Source organism: Actinacidiphila sp. bgisy167, assembly GCF_057707665.1.
In genome coordinates, this window is the sequence record NZ_JBYIQP010000037.1 from 1 (window position 1) to 23,227 (window position 23,227).

General features: G+C 75.4%; 3 protein-coding genes. All 3 read right to left on the reverse strand.

All coding sequences use genetic code 11. The annotated features are described in order from the left end of the window. Nucleotides 1-106 precede the first annotated feature (106 nt). The gene (locus AC3ET4_RS16280; RefSeq protein WP_431949858.1) at nucleotides 107-655 is read right to left on the reverse strand and encodes a DUF1062 domain-containing protein; all 549 of its coding nucleotides are present in this window, start codon (nucleotides 653-655) and stop codon (nucleotides 107-109) included. A gap of 280 nt (nucleotides 656-935) precedes the next feature. Beyond that, complete coding sequence (locus tag AC3ET4_RS16285; protein ID WP_431949860.1) at nucleotides 936-1,142, reverse strand: MbtH family protein; 207 nt, start codon at nucleotides 1,140-1,142, stop codon at nucleotides 936-938. Then, complete coding sequence (locus tag AC3ET4_RS16290; RefSeq protein ID WP_431949862.1) at nucleotides 1,142-23,068, reverse strand: non-ribosomal peptide synthase/polyketide synthase; 21,927 nt, start codon at nucleotides 23,066-23,068, stop codon at nucleotides 1,142-1,144. The genes AC3ET4_RS16285 and AC3ET4_RS16290 overlap by 1 nt, the downstream gene beginning before the upstream one ends. Nucleotides 23,069-23,227 lie beyond the last annotated feature (159 nt).

A 23,227-nucleotide genomic window follows, 5' to 3' on the forward strand; every position in this document is an offset into this window, starting at 1 on the left:
GCCGGGGGGTGTGCGCTGTCGCGCACACCGCCCGGCCTCCTGTGCGACGTGTCCCGGTCGGTCACCGGCACAGAGGCGCCGGACAGGCCCTCAGGCGCCAGGGAGCTCAGCGCTTGAGCAGGAAGGTGAAGTCACCGGAGCGCTTGCCGCTCAGCCGGGCCGCCGAGACGATCTTCCCCTCTTCCGCCAGTCTCTCGACCCCGGCCCGCGAAAGACCGCACCCCTCGGCGATCAGACGGAGCGGCCGGACGGGGATCCGCGCCGCGAAGCGGACCGAGACCTCGAGCACCTCGCGGTCCGCACGATCCGATCCGCCCGTGTCGAGACGCCAGGCGCCGTCCCAGTCGAGGGCGATGCGGTTGCGGCGCCGCACGACCGCGTCCTGGAGCAGTACGGCTGCCAGACCGGCGTCGTTGTCGTGCAGCCGGTCCAGCAGTCCGGAGCGGACGGAGCGCACATGCGCCCGCTCGAAGACCGTGAGCTTCGCCGTCTCCCCGCACCCGGTGCAGAGCATCAGGAGCCAGGCGTCGAGGAGTTTGTGGTTGGCGTTGACGCGGAACTTGCCGTTCGGCCGGAATCGTCCGGACGGGCACGCGTGGCAACGCCGGAGAACGAGTGGCAGGCAGGTGGGAACGACCACCCAGTTGTCGAGCACAGAAGTACACCGTTTTCAGTGAGAGTCCGCAGCAGAAAGCAGCGCGGAGCACAGGTGCGACGCGCGACAGATCAGCACTCGGGGAGGTCTCACACGGTGTACAACGGACGTCCTTTCCTGGGCGGCTCGGTCCGGCAGCACCATAAGGGCGGTCCCCGGTTCCGCTCCACTGGTTTTCCTCGCGGCCGGCGCTCTTGCCGTGACGTCGGTGGACTCGCTGCGGCACAAGGGGGCCGGCCCGCATGGCGCGGGTCGGCCCCCTTGTGCCGCGGGCGCCTTCTCAGCGGCCCTCGACGAGGCTCTTCGGGCGCAGGTCCGTCCAGTGGGTCTCGATGTACTCCATGCACTCCTGGCGGGCGGCCGGCCCGTGGGCGACCGTCCAGCCCGCCGGGACGGCGACGAAGTCCGGCCACAGGCTGTGCTGGCCCTCGGCGTTGACCAGGACGGAGTAGACGCCGTCGGGGTTCTCGAAGGGGTTGGTGCTCATCAGGTGGTTTCCTTCCGTGTGACCAGGGCCTCGAGGGCCCGGAACCAGGTCTGCGCCAGATCCCGGACGGCCTCCTCGGTGAGGAGTTCGCCGGCGTAGGCCCAGTGGGCGCTCAGTTCGGGGCCGCCGGGGCGGTCCTCGGTGAGGGCGTTGAGGGTGAGGGCGTGGGACATCGGCATCCCGGGGTCGGCGTCGAGGTCGGCGGCGTCGCCCTCCGGCGCGTACGACCAGTCGGCGGCCTCGGGGACGTCGAAGCGGCCCATGTAGTTGAACTCGATCTGCGGTTCGGCGAGCCGGGCCAGTTCGGGGCCGGTGACCGGGTTGAGGTGCCGCAGCAGGCCGTGTCCGACGCCGCCCGCCGGCAGGGCGGTCAGGTGCTCGCGGACGCGGGCGACGGCCTCGTCGGGGTCGAGGCCCGCGGGGCCCGGGTCGAGGCGGACGGGGACGACGCTGGTGAACCAGCCGACGGTGCGGGACAGATCGGCGTCTCCCGCTAGTTCCTCCTCGCGGCCGTGGCCTTCGAGGTCGACGAGGACGGCGCTGCCGGGCTGCGCGCCGAGCACCCTGGTCCGCCAGTCGGCGACGGCCCGCGCGAAGGCGGTCAGCAGCACGTCGTTGACGCTCGCGCCGTACGCGGCGGGCACCCGCCCGAGCAGGGGTCCGGTGATGTCGGCGGGCAGGGTCAGCGTCAGGTAGCGGGTGCTCTCCACGGTGTCGCGTTCCGTGTCCAGCGGGCGGGCCAGCGGCAGGCGCGCCCCGTCGGCGAGGACCGAGGCCCAGCGGGGCAGTTCGTCCTCGCGGGCGGGCTCGAGGGCGCGGGCGGCGAGCAGTTCGCTCCAGCGCCGGAAGGAGACGTCCACGGGCGGCAACTGCGGGGGGCGGCCCGCCGCTACGGCCGCCCAGGCGGCCTCCAGGTCGGGAAGGAGGGTGCGCCAGGACACGCCGTCGACCACGAGGTGGTGCAGGAGCAGCAGCAGCCGTCCGGGCTGCCCGGGGCCGGAGTCGAACCACACGGCGCGCACCATGGCGCCGGTGTCCGGGTCGAGTCCGGCCCGCGCGGTGCGGGCGTGGGCGGAGACCGCCTCCCTCAGGCCGGTGTCGTCCATGCCCGCGACATCGGCGCGGGCGAGCCAGGTCGCCACGTCGACGGCGTCCGGGGCGGGTACGCGCAGCGCCCACTGCTCGCCGCGCTCGCCCTCATGGCACGGCCTGGTGCGTGTGCGTTCCAGGCGGGCGCGGAGCATGTCGTGCCGGTCGGCCACGGCGCGCAGGACCGCCAGCAGGCCGTCCTCGTCCAGCGTGGCCGGAGTGCGCAGGAGGGCGGCCTGGTGGTAGCCCCAGATCGGGCCGCCGCGCTCGCGCAGGGCGTGCATGATCGGGGTGAGCGGGACGAGGCCGGTGCCGTCGTCGTGGGCGCGTACGCGTGCGTCGCCTGCGACCGGGACGGCGGCCTCGGCGAGCGAGGCCACGTCGCGGTGCCGGAAGACCTGGCGGGGGGTGATCCGCAGCCCTGCCGCGCGGGCCCGGCTGACGAGTTGCATCGCCACGATGCTGTCGCCGCCGAGGGCGAAGAAGTCGTCGTCGGTGCCGACGGCCGCCGCGGGCAGGCCGAGTACCTCGGCGACGAGGCCGCACAGGGTGCGTTCGGTGGCGTTGACTGGCCTGCGGCCGCCGGTGCCGGCGGTGAAGTCCGGGGCAGGCAGCGCCCCGCGGTCCAGTTTGCCGTTCGGCAGCAGCGGCAGCCGCTCCAGGACGACCACGGCCGCGGGGACCATGTACTCGGGCAGGGTGGCCGCCACGTGGGCGCGCAGCGCGGCGGGGTCGGCCGTCCGGCTTGCGGCGGGGACGACGTAGCCGACGAGCTGCCGGAGGCGGGGCCGGTCCTCGCGGGCGGTCACGACGACCTGTGCGACGGTGCCGTGCGCGGCAAGGGCGGTCTCGACCTCGCCGAGCTCGACCCGGTAGCCGCGGATCTTGACCTGGTCGTCCGAGCGGCCGGCGTACTCCAGATGCCCCTGCTCGGTCCACCGGGCGAGGTCGCCGGTGCGGTACATGCGCGCGCCGGGCGGACCGTAGGGGTCGGCGACGAAGCGCTCGGCCGTCAGGTCCGGTCGGCCAAGGTAGCCGCGGGCCAGCCCGGGGCCGGACAGGTGGAGCTCGCCGGTGGCGCCGGGCGGGACCAGGCGCAGCGACGCGTCGAGGACGTACGCCCGCGTGCCGTGCACCGGGCGGCCGACCACCGGGCGTTCGCTGTCGCGGACCCGCCCGACGAGGGCGTCGACGGTGGCCTCGGTCGGCCCGTACAGGTTGAAGGCCTCGGTGGACTCCAGTGCCGCCAGGCGCGCCCAGAGGGCGTCCGGCACGGCCTCACCGCCGACGCCGACCACGGCGGGCGGGCGGTGGCCGTCCTGGAACAGGCCGGCGTCCGCCATCTGCGCGAGCAGCGAGGGGGTGACCTCGATGAAGTCCAGCTCATCGGCCCGGACGAGGGCGGCGAGCCGCTCCGCGTCGCGGCGCGTCTCGTCGTCCACGAGGTGCAGCGCGTGCCCGTCGAGCAGCCACAGCTGCGGCTGCCATGAGGCGTCGAAGGAGAACGACCAGGCGTGCCCGACCCGCAGCCGGCGGCGGCCCGTCAGCTCCTTGGCGCGGTCGTGGAGGTCGTGGCGGTGGCTGTGGAAGAGGTCGGCGAGGCCGCGGTGGGTGACGACGACGCCCTTGGGACGGCCCGTCGAGCCCGAGGTGTGGATGACGTACGCCGGGTGGTCGGGCTCCGGGGCCTGCGGCTCCGCTTCGGGAAGCCCGTCGAGGGCGTCCAGGTGGAGCACGGGCACGCCCGTGTCCGGCAGCGAAGCGGCGAGTCCGGTCGCGGTGAGGATCAGCCGAGGGCGGGCGTCGGCGAGCATGTCGCGCACACGGTCGGCGGGCAGGTCGGCGTCGATCGGCAGATAGGCGGCGCCCGCCGCCAGGACGGCCAGGATCGCCGTGATGTGGTCGGCGGTACGCGGCAGCGCCAGGGCCACGAACTCCTCGGGGCCCGCGCCCGCACCGGCCAGCACGCGCGCCAGCCTGCCGACACGTGCGGCCAGTTCCGCGAAGGTCCACGTGACGGAGGCGTCGGTGACGGCGACCGCGTCCGGGGAGGCGGCTGCCTGCGCGGTGAACAGGGCGGGGACGGTGCCCTCGCCGGACCGCTGGGGCAGGTCCGTGCCGTTCCAGGTCTCCAGCAGCAGGCGCCGGTCGGCGCCGGTGAGGATGTCGATGCCGCCGACGGGGGTGTCCGGGTCGGCGGCCATCGCGGCAAGGACGGCGAGCATGGCCGACGTGATGCGCCCGGCCGCCGCGGCGGCGATCAGGTCGGGGCGGAACTCGGCGGTCAGACGCAGGCGTTCGGCGGGCTCGACAGCCCACGCGAAGGGGTAGTGGGTGGCGTCGTCGTGCTCGCGCACGCGCAGGCGCAGGCCCGCCTCGTCGGCGTCCTCCGCGACCGGGTAGGACTCGAAGACCATCAGCGTGTCGAAGAGGTCGCCGAGCCCGGCGCCGCGCTGGATGTCGGCGAGGCCCAGGTGCTGGTGCGGCAGCAGCCGTGCCTGCTCGTCCTGCAGCCGGTCCAGGAGGGCGCCGACCGGCTCCCGGTCGCTGAGCCGGACGCGTACCGGCACGGTGTTGATGAACAGGCCGATCATGGCCTCGACGCCGTCCAGCTCCGGTGGCCGGCCCGCGACCGTCGCGCCGAACACCACGTCGTCGCGGCCCGTGAGCCGGGACAGCACGACCGCCCAGGCGGCCTGTACGAGGGTGTTGACGGTGAGCCCGCGGCGGCGGGCGAGCGCGCGGAGCGCCTCCGTCAGCTCCTCCCCGGCCTCAACGGTGCGGGTGTGCGGGACGACCGGGGACCGGCCGGAGTCGGCGGGCGCCAGGCGGGTGGGCTCGTCGAGCCCGGCCAGTGCGGCGGACCAGGCCGCGGCGGCGGCGTCCTTGTCCTGGCGGGACAGCCAGCGCAGGTAGTCGCGGTAGGGGGCGGTGGGGGGCGGCGCGGTCCCGTCGTGGAGGGCGGTGAGTTCCGCCGCCAGCAGCGGCACCGACCAGCCGTCGAGCAGCAGATGCTGGTGCGAGAGGACGAGGCGGTGGTCGCCGTCGCCGGTCCGCGCCAGCAGCAGCCGCAGCAGCGGCGGTTCCGCGGGGTCGAAGCGGCGCCGCTCCTGCAGCAGCAGGCGCTCCCACTCCTCGTCGGGGTCGGTGGCCGTCGTGAGGTCGATGTGCCGCCACGGCAGCGGCGCGGAGCGCGGCACGACGGCCACGGGGCGGCCGGAGGACAGGTGGCGGAAGCCCGCGCGCAGGTTCTCGTGCCGCTCGAGCAGGGCCTGTCCGGCGGCCCGCAGCCGCTCGGGGTCGAGCGCGCCCTCGATGTCGTAGGACACCTGGACGGTGTAGACGTCGGGGTGCTGCTGGTCGCCGGAGTCGAAGGAGGCGCCGGAGTCGAAGGAGGCGTGGAAGAGCAGACCGGTCTGGAGCGGGGTGAGCGGCAGAGGCTCGACGGCCCCGAAACGGGCGAGTTCGGTGCGTTCGGCGTCGGTGAGGTCCGGCAGCGGCACGGCGTCGTCGGCGGTGTCCGGGCGGACGGTGTCCACGGCGACGGCGGCCAGGCCCGCGGGGGTCTTGTGGCGGAAGACGTCGCGGGGGGTGATCGTCAGGCCGGCGGCGCGGGCCCTGACGACGAGCTGCATGGCGACGATGCTGTCCCCGCCCAGCCGGAAGAAGTCGTCGTCCGCACCGACCCGCTCGAGGCCCAGGACGGCGGCGACGAGCTCGCACATGCGCTCCTCGCGGGCGGTGCGCGGCTCGGCCGTCCCGACCTCGGCGGCGAAGTCGGGCGCGGGCAGCGCGGCACGGTCGAGCTTGCCGTTCGGCGTGAGCGGGAGGGCGTCCAAGGCGACGAAGGCGGCGGGCACCATGTGCTCCGGCAGCGCGGCGGCCGTGTGGGCGCGCAGCTCCGCCGGGTCGGGCTGCTGCCGCGGGGTGGGGACGGCGTAGGCCACCAGGCGACCTTCGCGGGGCACGACGACGGCCGAGGCGACCGCGGGGTGCCGGGCCAGGACGGCTTCGATCTCGCCCGGTTCGACGCGGAAGCCGCGCAGCTTGACCTGGTCGTCGACGCGGCCCAGGTACTCCAGCTCGCCGTCGCGGGTCCAGCGGGCGCGGTCGCCGGTGCGGTACATGCGGCTGCCGGGTTCCCCGAAGGGGTCGGCGACGAAACGTTCACCGGTCAGGCCGGGGCGGCCGAGGTAGCCGTGCGCGAGCTGGACCCCGGCGAGGTACAGCTCCCCCGGGACGCCCGGGGGGACCGGGCGCAGCGAGGCGTCCAGCACATAGGCGCGGGTGTTCCACACCGGGCGGCCGATCGGCACCGTGGCCGCGCCCGGCGCGACGCGGTGGGCGGTGACGTCGACGGACGCCTCCGTCGGGCCGTACAGGTTGTGCAGCGCGGCGGCGCCCAGCACCTCGTGGAAGCGGCCGGCCAGCGCGGCGGGCAGCGCCTCGCCGCTGCAGATCACGCGGCGCAGGCCCGTGCAGCCGGCCGCGGCGGGCTCGTCGAGGAAGGCGCGCAGCATCGACGGCACGAAGTGGGCCGTGGTGACGCCGCCGTCCTGGATCAGCCGCGCCAGGTAGGCCGGGTCCTTGTGGCCTTCGGGGCGGGCCACGACCAGTGTCGCGCCGGTGGTCAGCGGCCAGAAGAACTCCCACACCGACACGTCGAAGCTCGACGGCGTCTTCTGCAGCACGCGGTCATCGGCGGTCAGGCCGTAGGCGTCCTGCATCCACAGCAGGCGGTTGGCGATGCCTTCCTGGGGTACGACGACGCCCTTGGGGCGGCCGGTCGAGCCGGAGGTGTAGATGACGTACGCCGGGTGGCGCGGGTCGTACGCCTGCGGGAGCGCGCCGGTGGGGGCGTCCGCCGCCGGAGCGCCGTCGGCGTCGACGGGCAGGCGCGGCGCGCCGGTGTCCGGCAGGGCGACGCCGTCGGTGGTGACCACGCACACCGGGCGGGCGTCGGCGAGCATGAACGCCAGCCGCTCGGCGGGGTATTCGGTGTCCAGCGGGAGGTAGGCGCCGCCCGCGCGGTGCACGGCGAGCAGGGCGACGACCAGGGCCGCCGAGCGCGGCAGGGCGACGGCCACCGTGGACTGCGGCCCGACGCCCGCGCCCGCGAGGACGCGGGCGAGCCGTTCGACCCGGGCGTCCAGCTCCGCGTAGGTGACGGCGGTGTCCTCGACGACCAGCGCGACCGCGGACGGGGTGGCGGCGACTTGGGCGCGGAACAGCTCGGGCAGGGTGCGGACGGGCAGGGCGTGGTGGGTGGCGTTCCACTCCTCCAGCACGCGGGCGCGCTCCTCCTCGCCGAGGACGTCGATCCGGCCGGCCGGCAGCTCCGGCTCGGCCGCGACCTGCTCCAGCAGCCGTTCCATGCGGCGGGCGAGGAGTTCGGCGGTCGGGCGGTCGAAGAGGTCGGCGCTGTACTCGATCCACCCCTGGATGCCGTGGCCTTCGCCCTGCTCGGCGAAGTCGAAGCCGAGGTCGAACTTGGCGGTGCCCTCGGGGAGCGGCTCCGGCCGCACCGCAAGGCCCGGCAGCACGGGCACGCCGGACCGCTCGGCGAGGTGGACGACCATCACCTGGAACAGCGGGTGACGGGCCAGGGAGCGGTCCGGGTTGATCGCTTCGACCAGCCGCTCGAAGGGCAGTTCCTGGTGTTCGTACGCGGCCAGGTCGGCCGTCCGGACGCGGCGCAGCAGCTCCGCGAAGCCCGGGTCGCCGGACAGGTCGGTGCGCAGCACGAGGGAGTTGACGAAGAAGCCGACCACCCCCTCCAGGCGCTCGTCGGCGCGTCCGGAGACGGGCGCGCCGAGCGGGATGTCGTCGCCCGCGCCGAGCCGGTGGAGCAGGGCGGCGACGGCGGCCTGGCAGACCATGAACAGGGTGGCGCCCTCGCGGCGGGCGAGCGCGCGCAGGGCGCGTTCCTGCTCGGGCCGGACGGTGAAGCCCACGGTGCCGCCGGTGTGCGAGGGCTCCTGGGGGCGCGGCCAGTCGGTGGGCAGCGCCAGCTCGACCGGGAGGTCGCGCAGGGTGCGCGTCCAGTGGGCGAGCAGGTCGTCGCCGGAGTGCTCCAGGAGCTCGCGCTGCCAGAGGGTGTAGTCGGCGTAGGTCACCGGCAGCGGCGCCCAGTCGGGGGCGCGGCCGGCGGTGCGTGCGGCGTAGGCGGCGCCGAGGTCGGCGAGCAGGGCCCGGTCGGACCACTCGTCGGTGGCGATGTGGTGCAGGACCAGCAGCAGCACATGCTCGTCCGGACCGGTCGCGGACAGGGCCGCGCGCAGCGGGAGTTCCCGCTCCAGGGCGAAGGGCCGGGCGGCGAGGGCGGACAGCTCACCGGGCGCGGCGGTGCCGAGCGTCACACGCGCCTGCTGCGGGGCGAGCACGTGCTGATGGGGAACGCCGTCCACGGCCGGGAAGACCGTGCGCAGGGCGGGGTGGCGGGCGACGAGGTCGTTCAGCGCGGCTTCCAGCGCGGCGCGGTCGAGGGCGCCGGTCAGGCGCCAGGCTGACGGGAGGTGGTACGAGGGATCGGCGGGGTCGACCTGGTGCAGCAGCCACAGGCGGCGCTGGGCCGAGGACAGCGGCAGCCGCTCGGGCAGGGCGCGGCCCGGGGTCAGGGCCGGACGCTCCTCGGCGCCGGGACCGTCCAGGAGGGCGTCGAGCCGGGCGGCGGTGGGGGCGTCGAACACGGCGCGCGGCGTCACCTCGGCGCCGAGCGCGGTGCGGATGCGGCCGGCCAGGCGCATCGCGAGCAGCGAGTGGCCGCCGAGTGCGAAGAAGTCCTCGTCGACGCCGACCCGGTCCAGCCCCAGCACGGCGGCGAACTCCCCGGCCAGCAGCTCTTCGCGCGGTGTGCGGGGCAGGCGCCCCCCGGCCACCGGTGACAGGTCCGGCGCGGGCAGCGCGGCATGGTCCAGCTTGCCGTTGACGGTGCGCGGCAGGGCCGACAGCGTGACGAACGCCGTGGGCACCATGTGCTCGGGCACGGCGGCGGCGACGTGCGCGCGCAGCGCTGCCGGTTCCAGGGCGTGGCCGGAGACGGGGACGAGGTAGGCGACGAGGCGCGGCACGCTCGGGGTGTCCTCGCGGACGACGACGGCGGCCGCCGACACGCCCGGTGCGGCGGTCAGCACGGACTCGATCTCCCCGGGCTCCACACGGAAGCCGCGGATCTTCACCTGGTCGTCGGTGCGGCCCAGGAAGTGCAGGGCCCCTGCCGCGTCCCGCCGCGCCAGGTCACCGGTGCGGTACATCCGCTCGCCGGGCTCCCCGAAGGGGTCGGCGACGAAGCGCTCGGCCGTCAGGTCCGGCCGGCCCAGGTAGCCGCGGGCCAGGCCCGGTCCCGCGAGGTAGACCTCGCCGGGCACGCCGGGCGGCACCGGGCGCAGCCGCTCGTCGAGGACGTACGCGCGGGTGTTGTCCAGCGGCGCCGCTGACTCGGGGGAGCCGCTGTGCCGCCCGTAGGCGTCGACGGAGCACTCGGTGGGCCCGTACAGGTCGTGCGCCTGGGTGCCGGGGAGCGCGGCCAGCCGCCGCCACAGGGCGGGCGGGGCGGCCTCGCCGCCGACGGTGAGGACGGCGGGCGCGTAACCGCCCGGGGCGAGAAAGCCGTGGTGCGTGAGCTCGGCGAGGTAGGTCGGGGTGAGGTCGACGTAGTCGGCGCCGATCGCTGCCAGGTGCGTGAGGAGCGCGGCCGGGTCGGTCATCGCCGTCTCGTCCACGACGTGCAGTTCGTGCCCGGCGAGCAGCCACAGCAGCGGGTCCCAGGAGGCGTCGAAACCGAACGACGCGGTGTGCGCGGCTTTCAGCACCTCGCGGCCGGTGGCGCGGACGGCCGGCGCGATCATGTCGCGCAGGTGCGCCCCGTAGAGGTTGGACAGGCCCCGGTGGGTGCCGACGACGCCCTTGGGGGTGCCGGTGGAACCGGAGGTGTAGATCGTGTACGCGGCGCCCAGGGCCGGGTATCGGTCCGGATGCGCGAAGCCGGCCCCGGGCTGCGGCCCGTCCGGCAGCAGCACCCGCGCGGTGCCGGGGGCGGCCGGGAGGCGTCCGGCGAGGTCGGCGGTGGTCAGCAGGCAGACCGCACCCGCGTCACGCAGCATGAACTCCAGGCGCTCGGCGGGCAGGGCGCTGTCCAGCGGCAGATAGGCGGCGCCGGAGGCGAGGACGCCGAGGATCGCGGGAACCATGGCGTGCCGCGGCAGCGCGAGGCCGACCACGGCGCCCTCGGCGGCGCCGTGACGGCGCACCAGGGCGGCGAGGGCGGTGACCCGCTCGCCCAGTTCGGCGAAGGTCAGCGCGCCGGAGGCGGTCACCAGGGCGGTGCGCTCCGGGTGCGCCCGGACGGTGTCGGCGAGGATCTCGGGCACCGCGCGGTCCTCCGCGGGATACCGCGCGGTGTCGTTCCAGGTGACGGCGGCGGCCTCGTGCTCGGCGGAGGTGAGCAAATCATACGCGGCCAGCGGGAGGTCGGGACGGGCAGCGGCCTGCCGCAGCAGCAGGACGAGCCGCTCCACGAGCAGGGCGGCCGTGGCCTCGTCGGCGAGGTCGGTGGCGTACTCCAGAAGGAGGGCCGGCGGGCGCCGTTCGCCGTGGTCGACGAAGGTGAAGTCGAGGTCGAACTTGGCCGTACCGGTGTGCGTGTCGTGCCACTCGGTGGGCAGGCCGAGGACGTCGGGGTCGCCGTCGGGGCGGTGGTGGTAGCCGAGCATCACCTGGAACAGCGGGTTGCGGCCGGCCGCGCGCGGCGGGTTCACCGCCTCCACGACCCGGTCGAAGGGCAGGTCCTGGTGCTCGAAGGCCTCCAGAGCCGACTCTCGCACTCGGGCGAGAAGCTGGCGAAAGGTCAGGTCCGTGCCCGACAGGTCGGTGCGCAGCACGAGGGTGTTGACGAAGAAGCCGACGAGGTCGTCCAGGCCGCTGTCGGTGCGGCCGGCGATGGGCGCGCCCAGCGGGATGTCCGTACCCGCGCCGAGCCGGTGGAGCAGCGCGGCGGTCGCGGCCTGGAAGAGCATGAACATGCTCGTGCCGCTCGCCGCGGCCAGCTCCCGCAGTTCCCGGCCCAGGTCGGCCGGGAGCGCGCCGCGCACGACCGCCCCGGAGCCGGTGGGCGCGGCGGGACGCGGCCGGTCCAGCGGCAGCGCCAGTTCCTCGGGCAGGTCGCGCAGCCGCTCGGTCCAGTAGGCGAGCTGTGCGTCGCCGACCGCGCCGAGCAGGCGCTCCTGCCAGAGCGTGTAGTCCGCGTACTGGACCGGCAGCGGCCGCCAGTGGGGGGCGGAGCCCGCGGCACGGGCGGCGTAGGCGCCCGACAGGTCCGCCAGGAAGGGGCGGTCGGACCACTCGTCGGTGGTGATGTGGTGCAGCACGACGGCCACCACGTGGTCGTCGGCGCCGACCCGGAACACCTCGCACCGCAGGGGCAGTTGCCGCGCCAGGTCGAAGGGGCGCCGCTGGGCGGCCTCGATGAGCCCCGCGAGGTCGGCCTCGGCGCAGTCGGCGACGGTGAACGCGGGCACGGCGTCGCCGGCGGGGACGATCCGCTGGTACGGCTCGCCCTCCGCCTCCCCGACGAGGGTGCGCAGCGCCTCGTGGCGGCCCGCGACGTCGGCCAGGGCCTGGCGGAGCGCGTCGGTGTCAAGGGCGCCACGCAGCCGGAAGACGAGCGGGAAGGTGTAGGCGGCGCCACCGCCGGTGAGGCGTTCCACGAGCCACAGGCGGCGCTGCGCGGCGGACAGCGGCACGTGCCCGGACCGTTCGGCGGCCGCGGTGAGCGCGGGACGGGCGGTCCTGGCCGGGTCCGCGCGGTCCGCGAGGCGGGCGGGCGTCGGGGCCTCGAACAGGTCGCGGACGGCGAGTTCGGCGCCGAGCTCGGCGCGGGCCCGGCTGACCAGGCGGGTGGCGAGCAGCGAGTGGCCGCCGAGGTCGAAGAAGTCGTCCTCGGCGCCCACCGACGCCAGTCCGAGCACCTCGGCGAACAGGCGGCACAGCACCTCTTCCCGGGGGGTGCACGGCCCGCGCCCGCCGCCGAGGGCCCCGGCCGGCTCGGCGTCGGGCAGCGCCCGCACGTCGAGCTTGCCGTTGGCGTTCATCGGCAGCCGCTCGACGGTGACGAAGGCCGAGGGGACCATGTACTCGGGCAGGACGCGCTTGAGGTCCTCGCGCAGCACGCGGACGAGGGCGCTCGCGTCGCGGGCCGCCGCCGGGTCGTTGGTGTACGGGGCGCTGCCGCCGCCCGGCCGGTACAGCCCGGCGGTGGTCCCCGTGGTGCCGGAGGGCACGAACACGGCCTCGTAGGTGCCCGTCTCCGCGCCCCAGGTGGTGAGCACGCGGTAGCCGAGACCGGCGCCCAGGTCGTGCAGGGCCTCCGGGTCGACGCCGTCGGGCCGCAGCCGGCCGTCCGGCACGCCGGTGACGCGCAGCCGCTCCGGCCGCTCTTCACGCAGCCGGTCGGGCAGACCGGGCGACCATGCCGCCTCGGGCTCGTCGCCGAGCCGGAGAGCTGGCTCTCCGCGGTAGAGCACGGCGTCATAGCGGTGCCGGGTCAGCTCGTTGTGGTGGCGTCCGCGCTTGGTGCGCAGGTCGAGGCCGTAGCCGAGGCCCGCGAAGAAGTCCGGATCCACCAGGAGTTCCTTCTCCAGGCGCAGGCCGCGCTCCACGGCCCGCTCGAGCTCCGCGCCGGCGGCGCCGCGGGCGCGCTGGATCTCGGTGTGGAAGGTGCGGGCGAGCCGCAGATTGCGGACGTCGCCGACGAAGAGCGCGCCACCGGGGGCGAGCAGGTCCATGGCGCCGCGCAGGACCGTCTCCAGGTAGGCAGCGCTCGGGAAGTACTGGATCACGGAGTTGACGACGACGGTGTCGAAGGAGCCGGTGGGCAGCCCCTCCAGGTCGTCGGCGGGGCGGCAGCGCAGCTCGACCTTGGCGGCGAGGTCCGGGGCGCGCCGCAGCTCCTCGCCGATCTTGCGGATGACGGGGGCGGCGAAGTCGGTCGCCCAGTACGCCTCGGCGTCCGGCGCCAGCCGGGACAGCAGCAGGCCGGAGCCGACGCCGATCTCCAGGATGCGGCGCGGGCGCAGTTCGCGGATGCGGGCGACGGTGGCCTCGCGCCATGCGTGCATCTCGTCGAAGGGGATGGGCCGCCCGTCGTAGGAGCTGTCCCAGCCCGCGTACTCCTCGGTGAGGACGGCGGTGGAGATCTCCTCGTACTCGTCGCAGTAGATCTCCTGCCATTCGCCGACCTGGGCGTGCTCGGTCATGGCGCGTTCGGCGGCGCCGGCGGGGGCGGGTACGACGTAGCCGGTCAGCCGGTCGTCGCGGACGACGACGGCGGCCTGGGCGACGCGCGGGTGGCGGCTGAGGGCGCTCTCGATCTCGCCGGGCTCGACGCGGTGGCCGCGGATCTTGACCTGGTCGTCGGTGCGGCCGAGGAAGTCCAGGTTGCCCTCCGGGCCCCGCCGCACCAGGTCGCCGGTGCGGTACATCCGCTCGCCGGGCTCGCCGAAGGGGTCGGCGACGAAGCGCTCGGCCGTGAGCCCCGGCCGGTCGAGGTAGCCGCGGGCCAGGCCGATGCCCGCGATGTACAGCTCGCCGGGGACGCCGTCCGGCACCGGGCGCAGCCAGGAGTCGAGGATGTGGGCGCGGGTGCCGCGGATGGGGCGGCCGACGGTGGGGGTCGCGCTGTCGCGGGTGCCGCCGCCGAGGGTGTTGATGGTGTACTCGGTCGGGCCGTACAGGTTGTAGCCGTAGGTGCCCTCCGTGTCGCGCAGCCGCGTCCAGACCGTCTCGGGGACGGCCTCGCCGCCGAGCAGCACCAGCGGCGGGACGTGCCCTTCGAGCAGCCCCTCCTCGATGAGCAGCCGGGCGTAGGTCGGCGTGACGTTGACGACGTCGATGCGGTGCCGCTCGCAGTAGGCGGTCAGGGCCTGCGCGTCACGCCGCAACTCCTCGTCGCAGACGTGCACTTCGTGGCCCTCGACGAGCCATAGCAGCTCCTCCCAGGACATGTCGAAGGCGAAGGAGACGGTGTGCGCGACTCGCAGCCGCCGCCCGCCCGCCGACGCGATCGCCGGGGCGAAGATCTCCTTCTGGTGGTTGAGCCGCATGTTCGTCAGTCCCCGGTAGGGGGTGACGACGCCCTTGGGGCGGCCGGTGGAGCCGGAGGTGTAGATGACGTACGCCGGGTGCTCCAGGCTGAACTCGACCTCGACCGGGGCGTCGGAGAGTCCGGTGAGTTCGGCGGCGACGGCCGGGTCGTCGAGGAGCAGGCGCTGCGTGCCGGCGTCCAGGGTCGCCGAGACGGCGGCGTTCGTCAGCAGCAGCAGCGGCCGGGCGTCCTCCAGCATCAGGGAGAGCCGGCCGGCCGGGTGGTCGAGCTCCAGCGGCAGGTAGGCCGCGCCGGTGCGCAGCACCGCGAAGAGGGCGACGACCATCTCGGCGGAACGCGGCAGACCGAGCGCGACGACCTTCTCCGGGCCCGCGCCGCGGGCGAGCAGCAGCCGGGCCGTGCGGTTCACGGCCGCGTCGAGTTCGGCGTAGGTGAGGGTGCGCTCGCCGAAGACGAGGGCGGTGGCGTCCGGTGTGCGGGCCGCCTGCGCGGCGAGGAGGTCGGCGATGGTCTCGGTCGGCGCGGGCACGCGGCTGCCGGTCCACTCCCGCCGCAGGGCGGCGCGCTCGGCGGGCAGCAGCGGGTCGAGCCGGCCGACGGGCGCGGTCAGGTCCGCCGCCATGCGCTCCAGCAGCAGGGTGAAGCGGTCCAGCAGGGCGCGGGCGGCGTCGTGCGGGACGACGTCGGGGCGGTGGGCGAGGGTGACCCGGACGCGCCGCCCGGGGGTCACGATCAGGTTGACGGGGTAATGGGTGGCGTCGACGTTGGCGACGGCGGTGGCGCCGTGCTCGGTGCGCAGCCGCTCCAGTCGGTCCTCGGTGTCGTTGTCACGCAGCACGAAGAGGGTGTCGAACAGCCTGCGGTGGCCGCTCTCGGCCTGCAGCACGCCGAGGCCCAGGTACTCGTACGGCATGAGCTCCAGGCGCTCGCCCTGCAGACGCCGCAGCAGGTCGAGGACGGGCTCCGCCGGCTCCAGGCGGACGCGGGCGGGCACGGTGTTGAGGAACATGCCGATGATCTGCCCCACGCCCGGCACCTCGGCCGGCCGGCCGGCGACGGTGGTGCCGAACACCACGTCGGTGCGGCCGGTCGCGGAGGCCAGGCTCAGGCCCCAGGCGGCGTTGAGCACCGTGTTGAGGGTCAGGCCGTGGGCACGGGCCTGCTCGCGGACGCGGTCGCCGAGCTCCGCGGGGAGCAGAGTGTCCAACTGCTCGGGTACGACAGGTTGCAGGCCCGCGTCAGCCGCGGCCGGCACCAGCAGGGTGGGCTCCTCCAGGCCCGTCAGCGCGGCACGCCAGGCGGCGGTCGCGGCGGCGTCGTCCTGGGTGCCGAGCCAGGCCAGGTAGTCCCCGTAGGAGACCGGGCGCGGCAGGCCGGTGTCGTCGCCGCCGCCCGTGTAGAGGGCGAAGAGCTGGTCGAGCAGGAGCCAGGCGGACCAGCCGTCCCACAGGACCAGGTGGCGGCCGATGACGAGGCGGTCGCCGAGTTCCGCGCCGCGGCGCACGAGCAGCATGCGGAACAGGGGCGGCGCGGACAGGTCGAAGCGGCGGACGCGCTGCTCGTCCATCAGGTCGCGCAGCCGCGCCTCCTGCTCGGCGGCGGGCAGCCCCGACAGGTCGACCGTCTCCAGCGGCACTTCGGGCTCGGCGACGACGAACTGCACCGGCCGGCGCAGCCCGTCGCTGGTGAACCCGGCGCGCAGGGCGGGGTTGCGGTCGAGCAGGGTGCGGGCGGCGGCGCGCAGCCGGTCCTCGTCCAGGCGCTCGGCGAAGTCGAAGGACTCGTGGACGGTGTAGACGTCCAGGGCGCCGTCGTCGTACGCGGAGTGGAAGAACAGGCCCTCCTGGAGCGGGGCGAGCGGCCAGATCTCGGCGACCGCTTCCCCGGCGGCGCGGTGGACGCGCTCGGTCTCCTCGGGCGTCAGCGGAGGACGGGCGGGCCCGGTGCGGTCGGCCGGGGCGGCGCCGGTGGCGCGGGCGGCCCGGGCGAGGGCGGCGGGGGTGCGGTGCTCGAAGACGTCGCGCGGGGTCAGCTGGAGACCGGCGGCGCGGGCGCGGCCGGCCACGCCGATGGAGCTGATGCTGTCACCGCCGAGGAGGAAGAAGTCGTCGTCGGGGCCGGCGTCCGGCAGCCCGAGGACGGCCGCGAAGACCTCCGTCAGGGTCCGCTCGCGGTCGGTGCTGGGGGCGCGGGCCGGGGCGCGCTCGGCCTCGGGGGTGGGCAGCGCGGCCCGGTCGAGCTTGCCGCTGGGGGTCAGCGGAAGCGCGTCCAGCACGACGACGGCGTCGGGGACTTGCGGCGCGGGAAGCACGCCGGCCACGGCGGCGCGCAGGGCGCCGGTGTCGGGGCGGGCCGCGCGCGCCGGGACGACGTACGCGACGAGGCGCTGCCCGCGCACCGTCACCGCGGCCTGGGCGACCTCGGGGAGCCGTACGAGGGCGGCCTCGGTCTCGCCGGGTTCGACGCGGTTGCCGCGCAGCTTGACCTGGCGGTCGGTGCGGCCCAGGTATTCCACGGCGCCGTCGGTTCCACGCCGCACCAGGTCGCCGGTGCGGTACATGCGGCTGCCGGGGGCGCCGTACGGGTCGGCGACGAAGCGCTCGGCGGTGAGCGCGAAGCGTCCGTGGTAGCCGCGGGCGAGCTGCGCACCCGTCAGATAGAGCTCGCCGGGCACGCCGTGCGGCACAGGGCGCAGGCAGGCGTCCAGCACCCGCAGGCCCGTGTTCCATACCGGGCGGCCGATGGGGACAGTGGTGTCCGGGACGCCGTCGAAGGGGTGGTGGGTGACGTCGACGGCGGCCTCGGTGGGGCCGTAGAGGTTGTGCAGCGGCACTCCGGTGAGCGCCTGCCAGCGCGCGGCAGCACTGCCCGGCAGGGCCTCCCCGCTGGTCAGGACACGGCGCAGGCTCGCCGCCCACGACGCGTCGGCGATCACCTCCGGGGTGGCGAGGAACGCCTCCAGCATGGAGGGCACGAAGTGCAGGGTGGTGATCCGCTGGTCGCGGACGAGCCCGGCGAGGTAGGCGGGGTCGCGGTGCCCGTCGGGCCGGGAGAGGACGACGGCGGCGCCCTCGCACAGCGGCCAGAAGAACTCCCACACGCTGACGTCGAAGCTCGACGGGGTCTTCTGCAGGACGCGGTCGTCGGTCGTCAGGCCGTGGGCGCTTTGGGCCCAGGCGAGGCGGTTGACGATGGCGCGGTGGGTGACGACGACGCCCTTGGGGCGGCCGGTGGAGCCGGAGGTGTAGATCAGGTACGCCGGGTGCTCCGGCCCGGCCGCCTCGTCCGCGGAGGTCTGCGTGCGCTCCTCCGCGGTGTCTTCGGGGGCGTCTTCGGCGGGGGCGTCGACCAGCAGCGGCGTCAGGCCCTCCACCGCGGGCAGCCGGGGCCCGTCGGCCGCCGTGGTGACGACGACGGTCGCGCCGGAGTCGGCGAGCATGTAGGCGACGCGTTCGGCCGGGTAGTCCAGGTCGACGGGCAGATACACCGCGCCGGACTTGAGGACGCCGAGCAGCGCCACCATCAGCTCGGCGGAGCGCGGCACGGCGACGGCGACGATGCGCTCGGGGCCGGCGCCGCGGGTGCGCAGCCGTGCGGCCAGCGCCTCGGCGCGCGCGTCGAGTTCGGCGTACGTCAGGGTGGTGCCGTCGTACACGACGGCGGCGGCACCGGGCGTGCGGGCGGTCTGCGCGGCGATGGCGGCGGGCAGGGTGGTGGCGGGGACGTCGCGGACGGCGCCTTCGATGTGGGCGGTGTCGTGCTCGCGTGGGCTGAGCAGATCCACGGAGGCCACCGGGCGGCCCGGGTCGTCGGCGACCGCCTCCAGCAGCAGCAGCAGCCGGCCACCGAGGGCGCGGACGGCGCCGGCGTCGATCCTGCGCGCGTGGTGCTTGAGCCTCAGGTCCAGCCGGCGGCCGGGCTTGACGATGAGCGCGAGCGGATAGTGCACGGTGTCGTGGAAGGCGTGCCCGGTGACGCGCACGGTGCCCGAGGCGTCGGCGAGGCCGGTCGCGGAGGGGTAGTTCTCGACGACGACGAGGGTGTCGAAGAGTTCGCCGCCACCCGCGTGCCCGGCGGCGCGCTGGATCTCGGCGAGGCCGAGGTGCTGGTGGCCCAGCAGGGCGCTCTGGTCGTCCTGCAGCCGGCGCAGCAGCGTGCCGAGGCCGGCGGACGGAGTCCACACGAGCCGGGTCGGCAGGGTGTTGATGAACAGGCCCACCATGGAGTCGACGCCGTCGACGGCGACGTCGCGTCCGGAGACGGTGGTGCCGAACACGACGTCCTGCTGCCCGGTCAGCCGGCCAAGCAGCAGGCCCCATGCGCCCTGCACCACGGTGCCGAGAGTGACGCCGAGTTCCCGGGCGCGGGCCGCGAGGCGGGCGGTGAGGCGCTCGGAGAGCTCGACGCGGATCTGCGCGGGCTCGATCGGGCCGCCGTCGGCGGGCGTGTCCACCAGGCGGGTCGGGCCCTCGACGCCGGCGAGCGCGGTGCGCCACGCGGCGCGGGCGGCGTCCCGGTCGGCGGCGGCGACGCGGCGCAGGTAGGCGGCGAGGGCCGGCGCCTCGGGAAGGGGCGCCGGGTCGGGGGCGTACAGGGCCATCAGCTCGCGGTGCAGGACCGGCAGGGACCAGCCGTCGGCGATGATGTGATGGAAGGTCAGCAGCAGGCGGCTGCGGTCCGCGCCGAGCCGGACGAGGGCGCACCGCAGCAGGGGCGGCCGCGCGAGGTCGAAGGGGCGGCCCCGCTCGTCGGCGGCGACAGCGTCCGCGAGGCCGCGCCGGACGGCATCGGCCTGTGCGGACAGGTCGACCTCTCGCCAGGGCAGCACGGTGCCGCTGGTGACGAGCTGGACGGGCCGGCCGTCCGGGAGCTGGCGGAAGCAGGCGCGCAGCGACCCGTGCCGCTCCAGAAGCCGCTCCATGGCACGGCGCAGGGCGGCGCCGTCGACGGGACCCGACAGCTCGACGGCCTGCTGGACGACGTAGGCGTCACGGTCGGCGCCGTCGAGGAGGGCATGGAAGAAGAAGCCCTCCTGCAGCGGGCCGAGCGGCAGGACCTCGTCGACGGTGACCGCGGACTCTCCCCCCAGCGAGGTGAGTTCGTTCTGCGTGAGGGTCATCAGGGGCTCGTCCGGAGCTCCGTCGAGGCCGTCGTCCGGACCGCCTCTCTGGGCGACCTCGGCGAGCGCGGCGACGGTGCGGTGCCGGAAGACGTCGCGCGGGGTGAGGCGCAGGCCGGCGCGGCGGGCGAGCACGAGCAACTGGATCGCCACGATGCTGTCGCCGCCGAGGGCGAAGAAGTCGTCGTCGACCGTGACGGTCCGCACGCCGAGGGCCTGCGCGTACAGGGCGCAGAGCAGTTCCTCGCGGGCGTCGCGCGGGGCGCGGCCAGAGCTGAGGGCGGCGTAGTCGGGGACGGGCAGCGCGGCGCCGTCGAGCTTGCCGCTGGGCGTCACGGGCAAGCGCTCCAGGGGCACGAGGGCCGCGGGGACCATGTACTCGGGCAGCAACTCGGCGGCGTGCGCGCGCAGGGTGCGCATCAGTGCGGTGACGTCGCGGAAGGGCGCGGGCCGGTTGGCGAGCGGGCGGCCGCCGCCGGGCCGGTACAGCGGGCCGGGGTCGGCGCCCTCGGGGACGAACACGGCGTCGAGGCTTCCGTCGTCGGCGTCGCCGGTCCACGTCAGGGCGGCGGACATGCCGTGCCGCGCGGCGAGTTCGTGCAGGGACTCAGGATCGACACGGTCGACTCCGCCGTCGGCGCCGGGGCGGCTGCTGTCGTCGAGTGCGGCGAGGGTCTCGAGGTCCTCGGTGAGCCGGGCGTTGGGAACGGCGGTGACGCGCAGCCGCCGCGGGCGGGAGGCGAGCCGGGCGGCGAGGGCGTCCGCTCCGCCGAGGGCGGCCCAGGCGATCTCCTCGCCCGCGTCGGCAGCGGTGTCCGCCGCCGGGCGCAGGACGACGTCGTAACGGTAGCGGGTCAACTCGTTCTGGCGGGTGCCGCGCTTGATCCGCACCTGCGCGGTGAGGCCGTCGAGGCCCGCGAACCAGTCGGGGTCGAGAAGGAGTTCGCCCTCCCATGCCACCGAGCGGTCGACGGCGGCGCGCAGCCCCTCCTTGTCGCCGGAGTCGGCAGCGGAGACGCCGGAGGCGACACGGCGGCTCTCCACGGCCGCGCGCAGGGTGCGCAGCAGCCGCAGGTTGCGCACGTCGCCGACGAAGAGGGCGCCGCCGGGCGCGAGCAGCGCGGCGGCCTTGCGCAGCACGTCCTCGAGGTAGTCCACGCTCGGGAAGTACTGGGCGACGGAGTTGACGACGACGACGTCGAAGAAGCCCTCCGGCAGCCCGGCGGTGTCGTGCGCGGGGCGGGCCTGGAGCTCCACACGCCCGGCGAGTTCCGGTACGTCGCGGATCTGCTCGCGCAGGGCGGCGACAGCCTCCTCCGAGACGTCCGTGCCCCAGTACGTCTCGCGGCCGGGCGCCAGGCGGGACAGCAGCAGGCCGCTGCCGACGCCGATCTCCAGGACCCGGCGCGGGGCGAGCGCGGCGATGCGGTCGACGGTGGCCGCCCGCCACTCGCGCAGGTCCTCGAGGGGGATGGGCAGCCCGTCGTACATGCTGTTCCAACCCGCGAAGTTCTCCTGGAAGCCCTCGGAGCCCGCGGCGGAGTAGAGGAGTTCGTGCAGGTCCTTCCACTCGCCGACCTCGGCCTCGCCGTCGAGCGAGGGCACGACGTAGGCGGCCAGCCGCCGGTCGCCGGGCCGGTCCTCGCGGACGACGACGGCCGCCTGGGCGACGGCGGGGTGGGCGCGCAGCACGGACTCGATCTCGCCGGGTTCGATGCGGAAGCCGCGGATCTTGACCTGGCTGTCGACGCGGCCGAGGAACTCCAGCCGCCCGTCGGACCTCCAGCGCACGAGGTCGCCGGTGCGGTACAGCCGCTCCCCCGGCGCGCCGAAGGGATCGGCGACGAAGCGTTCGGCCGTCAGGCCGGGCCGCCCGAGGTAGCCGCGGGCGAGCCCGGCGCCGCCGAGGTAGAGCTCTCCCGCGACACCGGCGGGCACCGGCCGCAGCCGGGCGTCGAGCACATAGGCGCGGGTGCCGGGGTCGGGCACGCCGATGGGCACGATGGCGCCGGCCGGGGTGTCGGGATCGCACAGGCCGAGGGTGGAGTTGGTGGTCGCCTCGGTCGGGCCGTAGGCGTTGAACATCATGCGCCCGCGCGCGTAGCGGCCGACGAGTTCGGGTGAGACGCGCTCGGTGCCGGCGAGCAGCGTCGCCTTCTCGGGCAGGTGCACGCCGTCGGGCAGGGCGGCGAGCAGCGCGGGCGGCAGGATCATGAAGGTGATGCCATGGGCGAGCGCGTAGTCGGCGAGCGGCGGCCCGGGGACACGCCGCTGCGAGGGTACGACGACGAGCCGTCCGCCGGAGAGCAGGCCGAGGCACAGGTCCCAGAAGGCCACGTCGAAGCTCGGGGAGGCGAACTGCAGCACCCTGCTGTGCGGGCCGATGCCGAAGCGCTCGCTCTGGGTGGCGACGAGCTTCGCGACGCCGGCGTGGGTGAGGACGACGCCCTTGGGCCGGCCGGTGGAGCCTGAGGTGTAGATGACGTAGGCGGCGTTCGCCGGCGTCAGCCGCCCGTCGAGGTCGGGGGCGTGGTCCGGCAGCCCGGCGAGCTCGGCGGCGGTGCCGGGGGCGTCCAGGACGACGGTGGGGACCTCGCCGGGGAGGTCGGCGGCGGCCTCGGAGGTGGTGAGGAGGCAGACCGGCGCGGCGTCGGCGAGCATGTAGCCGACGCGGTCGGCCGGGTAGTCGGTGTCCACCGGCAGGTAGGCGGCGCCGGACTTGAGCACGGCCACCTCGGCGACGATGAGCTCGGCCGAACGCGGCACCGCGAGCGCCACCACCGTCTCGGGTCCGGCGCCCCGGGCGATCAGGGCGTGGGCCAGACGGTTGGCGCGGGCGTCGAGTTCGGCGTAGGTCAGCCGGGCGTCCTCGAAGACGAGGGCGGTCGCCTCGGGCCGGGCGCGGACCTGCGCGGCGAACATCTGCGGCCAGGTGGCGAGCGGAACGTCGTGGGCGGTGTCGTTCCACTCGCGCAGGAGGCGGTGCCGCTCGTCGTCGTCCAGCAGTTCGAGGTCGCCGACGGCGCGGCCGGGGCGCGCGACGGCGTCGGCGAGCAGGGTGGCGTAGTGGCCGAGGATCCGGTCGACGGTCGCGGCCTCGAAGAGGTCGCGGCGGTAGGCGGCGTGGACCTCGCCGGGGGTCACCCGCAGCTCGAGGTCGAGGGGGCCGCCGGCCCAGTCCCCGGCGGCGAAGCCGGTGGCGCAGAGCAGTCCGCCGCCGCGGGTGACCGCGGCGGCCGCCTCTCCCCCCTGGCGCGCGCCCAGTTCGGCGGCGAGGGCGGTGGCGGGGACGCGGTGGGCGCGGGCCTGCTCCGCGGCGCCGGCCACCCGCGCGGTGAGGTCGGCGAAGGTGGTGTCCGCGGTGAGGGCGACGCGCAGCGGCAGCCCGTCGTGCGCGAGGAGCAGGTCGGTGGCGCCGCCGCCGTAGTGGTGGAGCAGGGCGACATACGCCGCGAGGTGCTCCGCCTCCCCCGCCCCGGCGCCGGGCAGGACGCGGGAGCGGGTGCGGACGGCGGCCGGTTCCCCGGAACGCTGCGGATACGGGCGGTCGAGGGGGAGGACGGTCTCCTGTGCGAGCGGAATAAGCCGTTCGCGCCAGAAGTCCCTTGCCTTCGCCATCAGTTCTTCGTTACCCGACACAGGTGCCCGTGCCTCCCCAGACGTGCGGAACCGACTCGGCCGAGCCGTGACCGCCCGCCATACTAAGGTAAGCATTACCTAACTCGATAGCCCTTCCCGCGGGGCACACACACAACCCGCGGCCTTAGGGTTAAGGTA

What these genes read in the sequence shown, in the direction of transcription:
- AC3ET4_RS16290 (WP_431949862.1), bottom strand. Translation starts at nt 23,068, where the DNA reads ATGGCGAAGGCAAGGGACTTCTGGCGCGAACGGCTTATTCCGCTCGCA.
- AC3ET4_RS16285 (WP_431949860.1), bottom strand. Translation starts at nt 1,142, where the DNA reads ATGAGCACCAACCCCTTCGAGAACCCCGACGGCGTCTACTCCGTCCTG.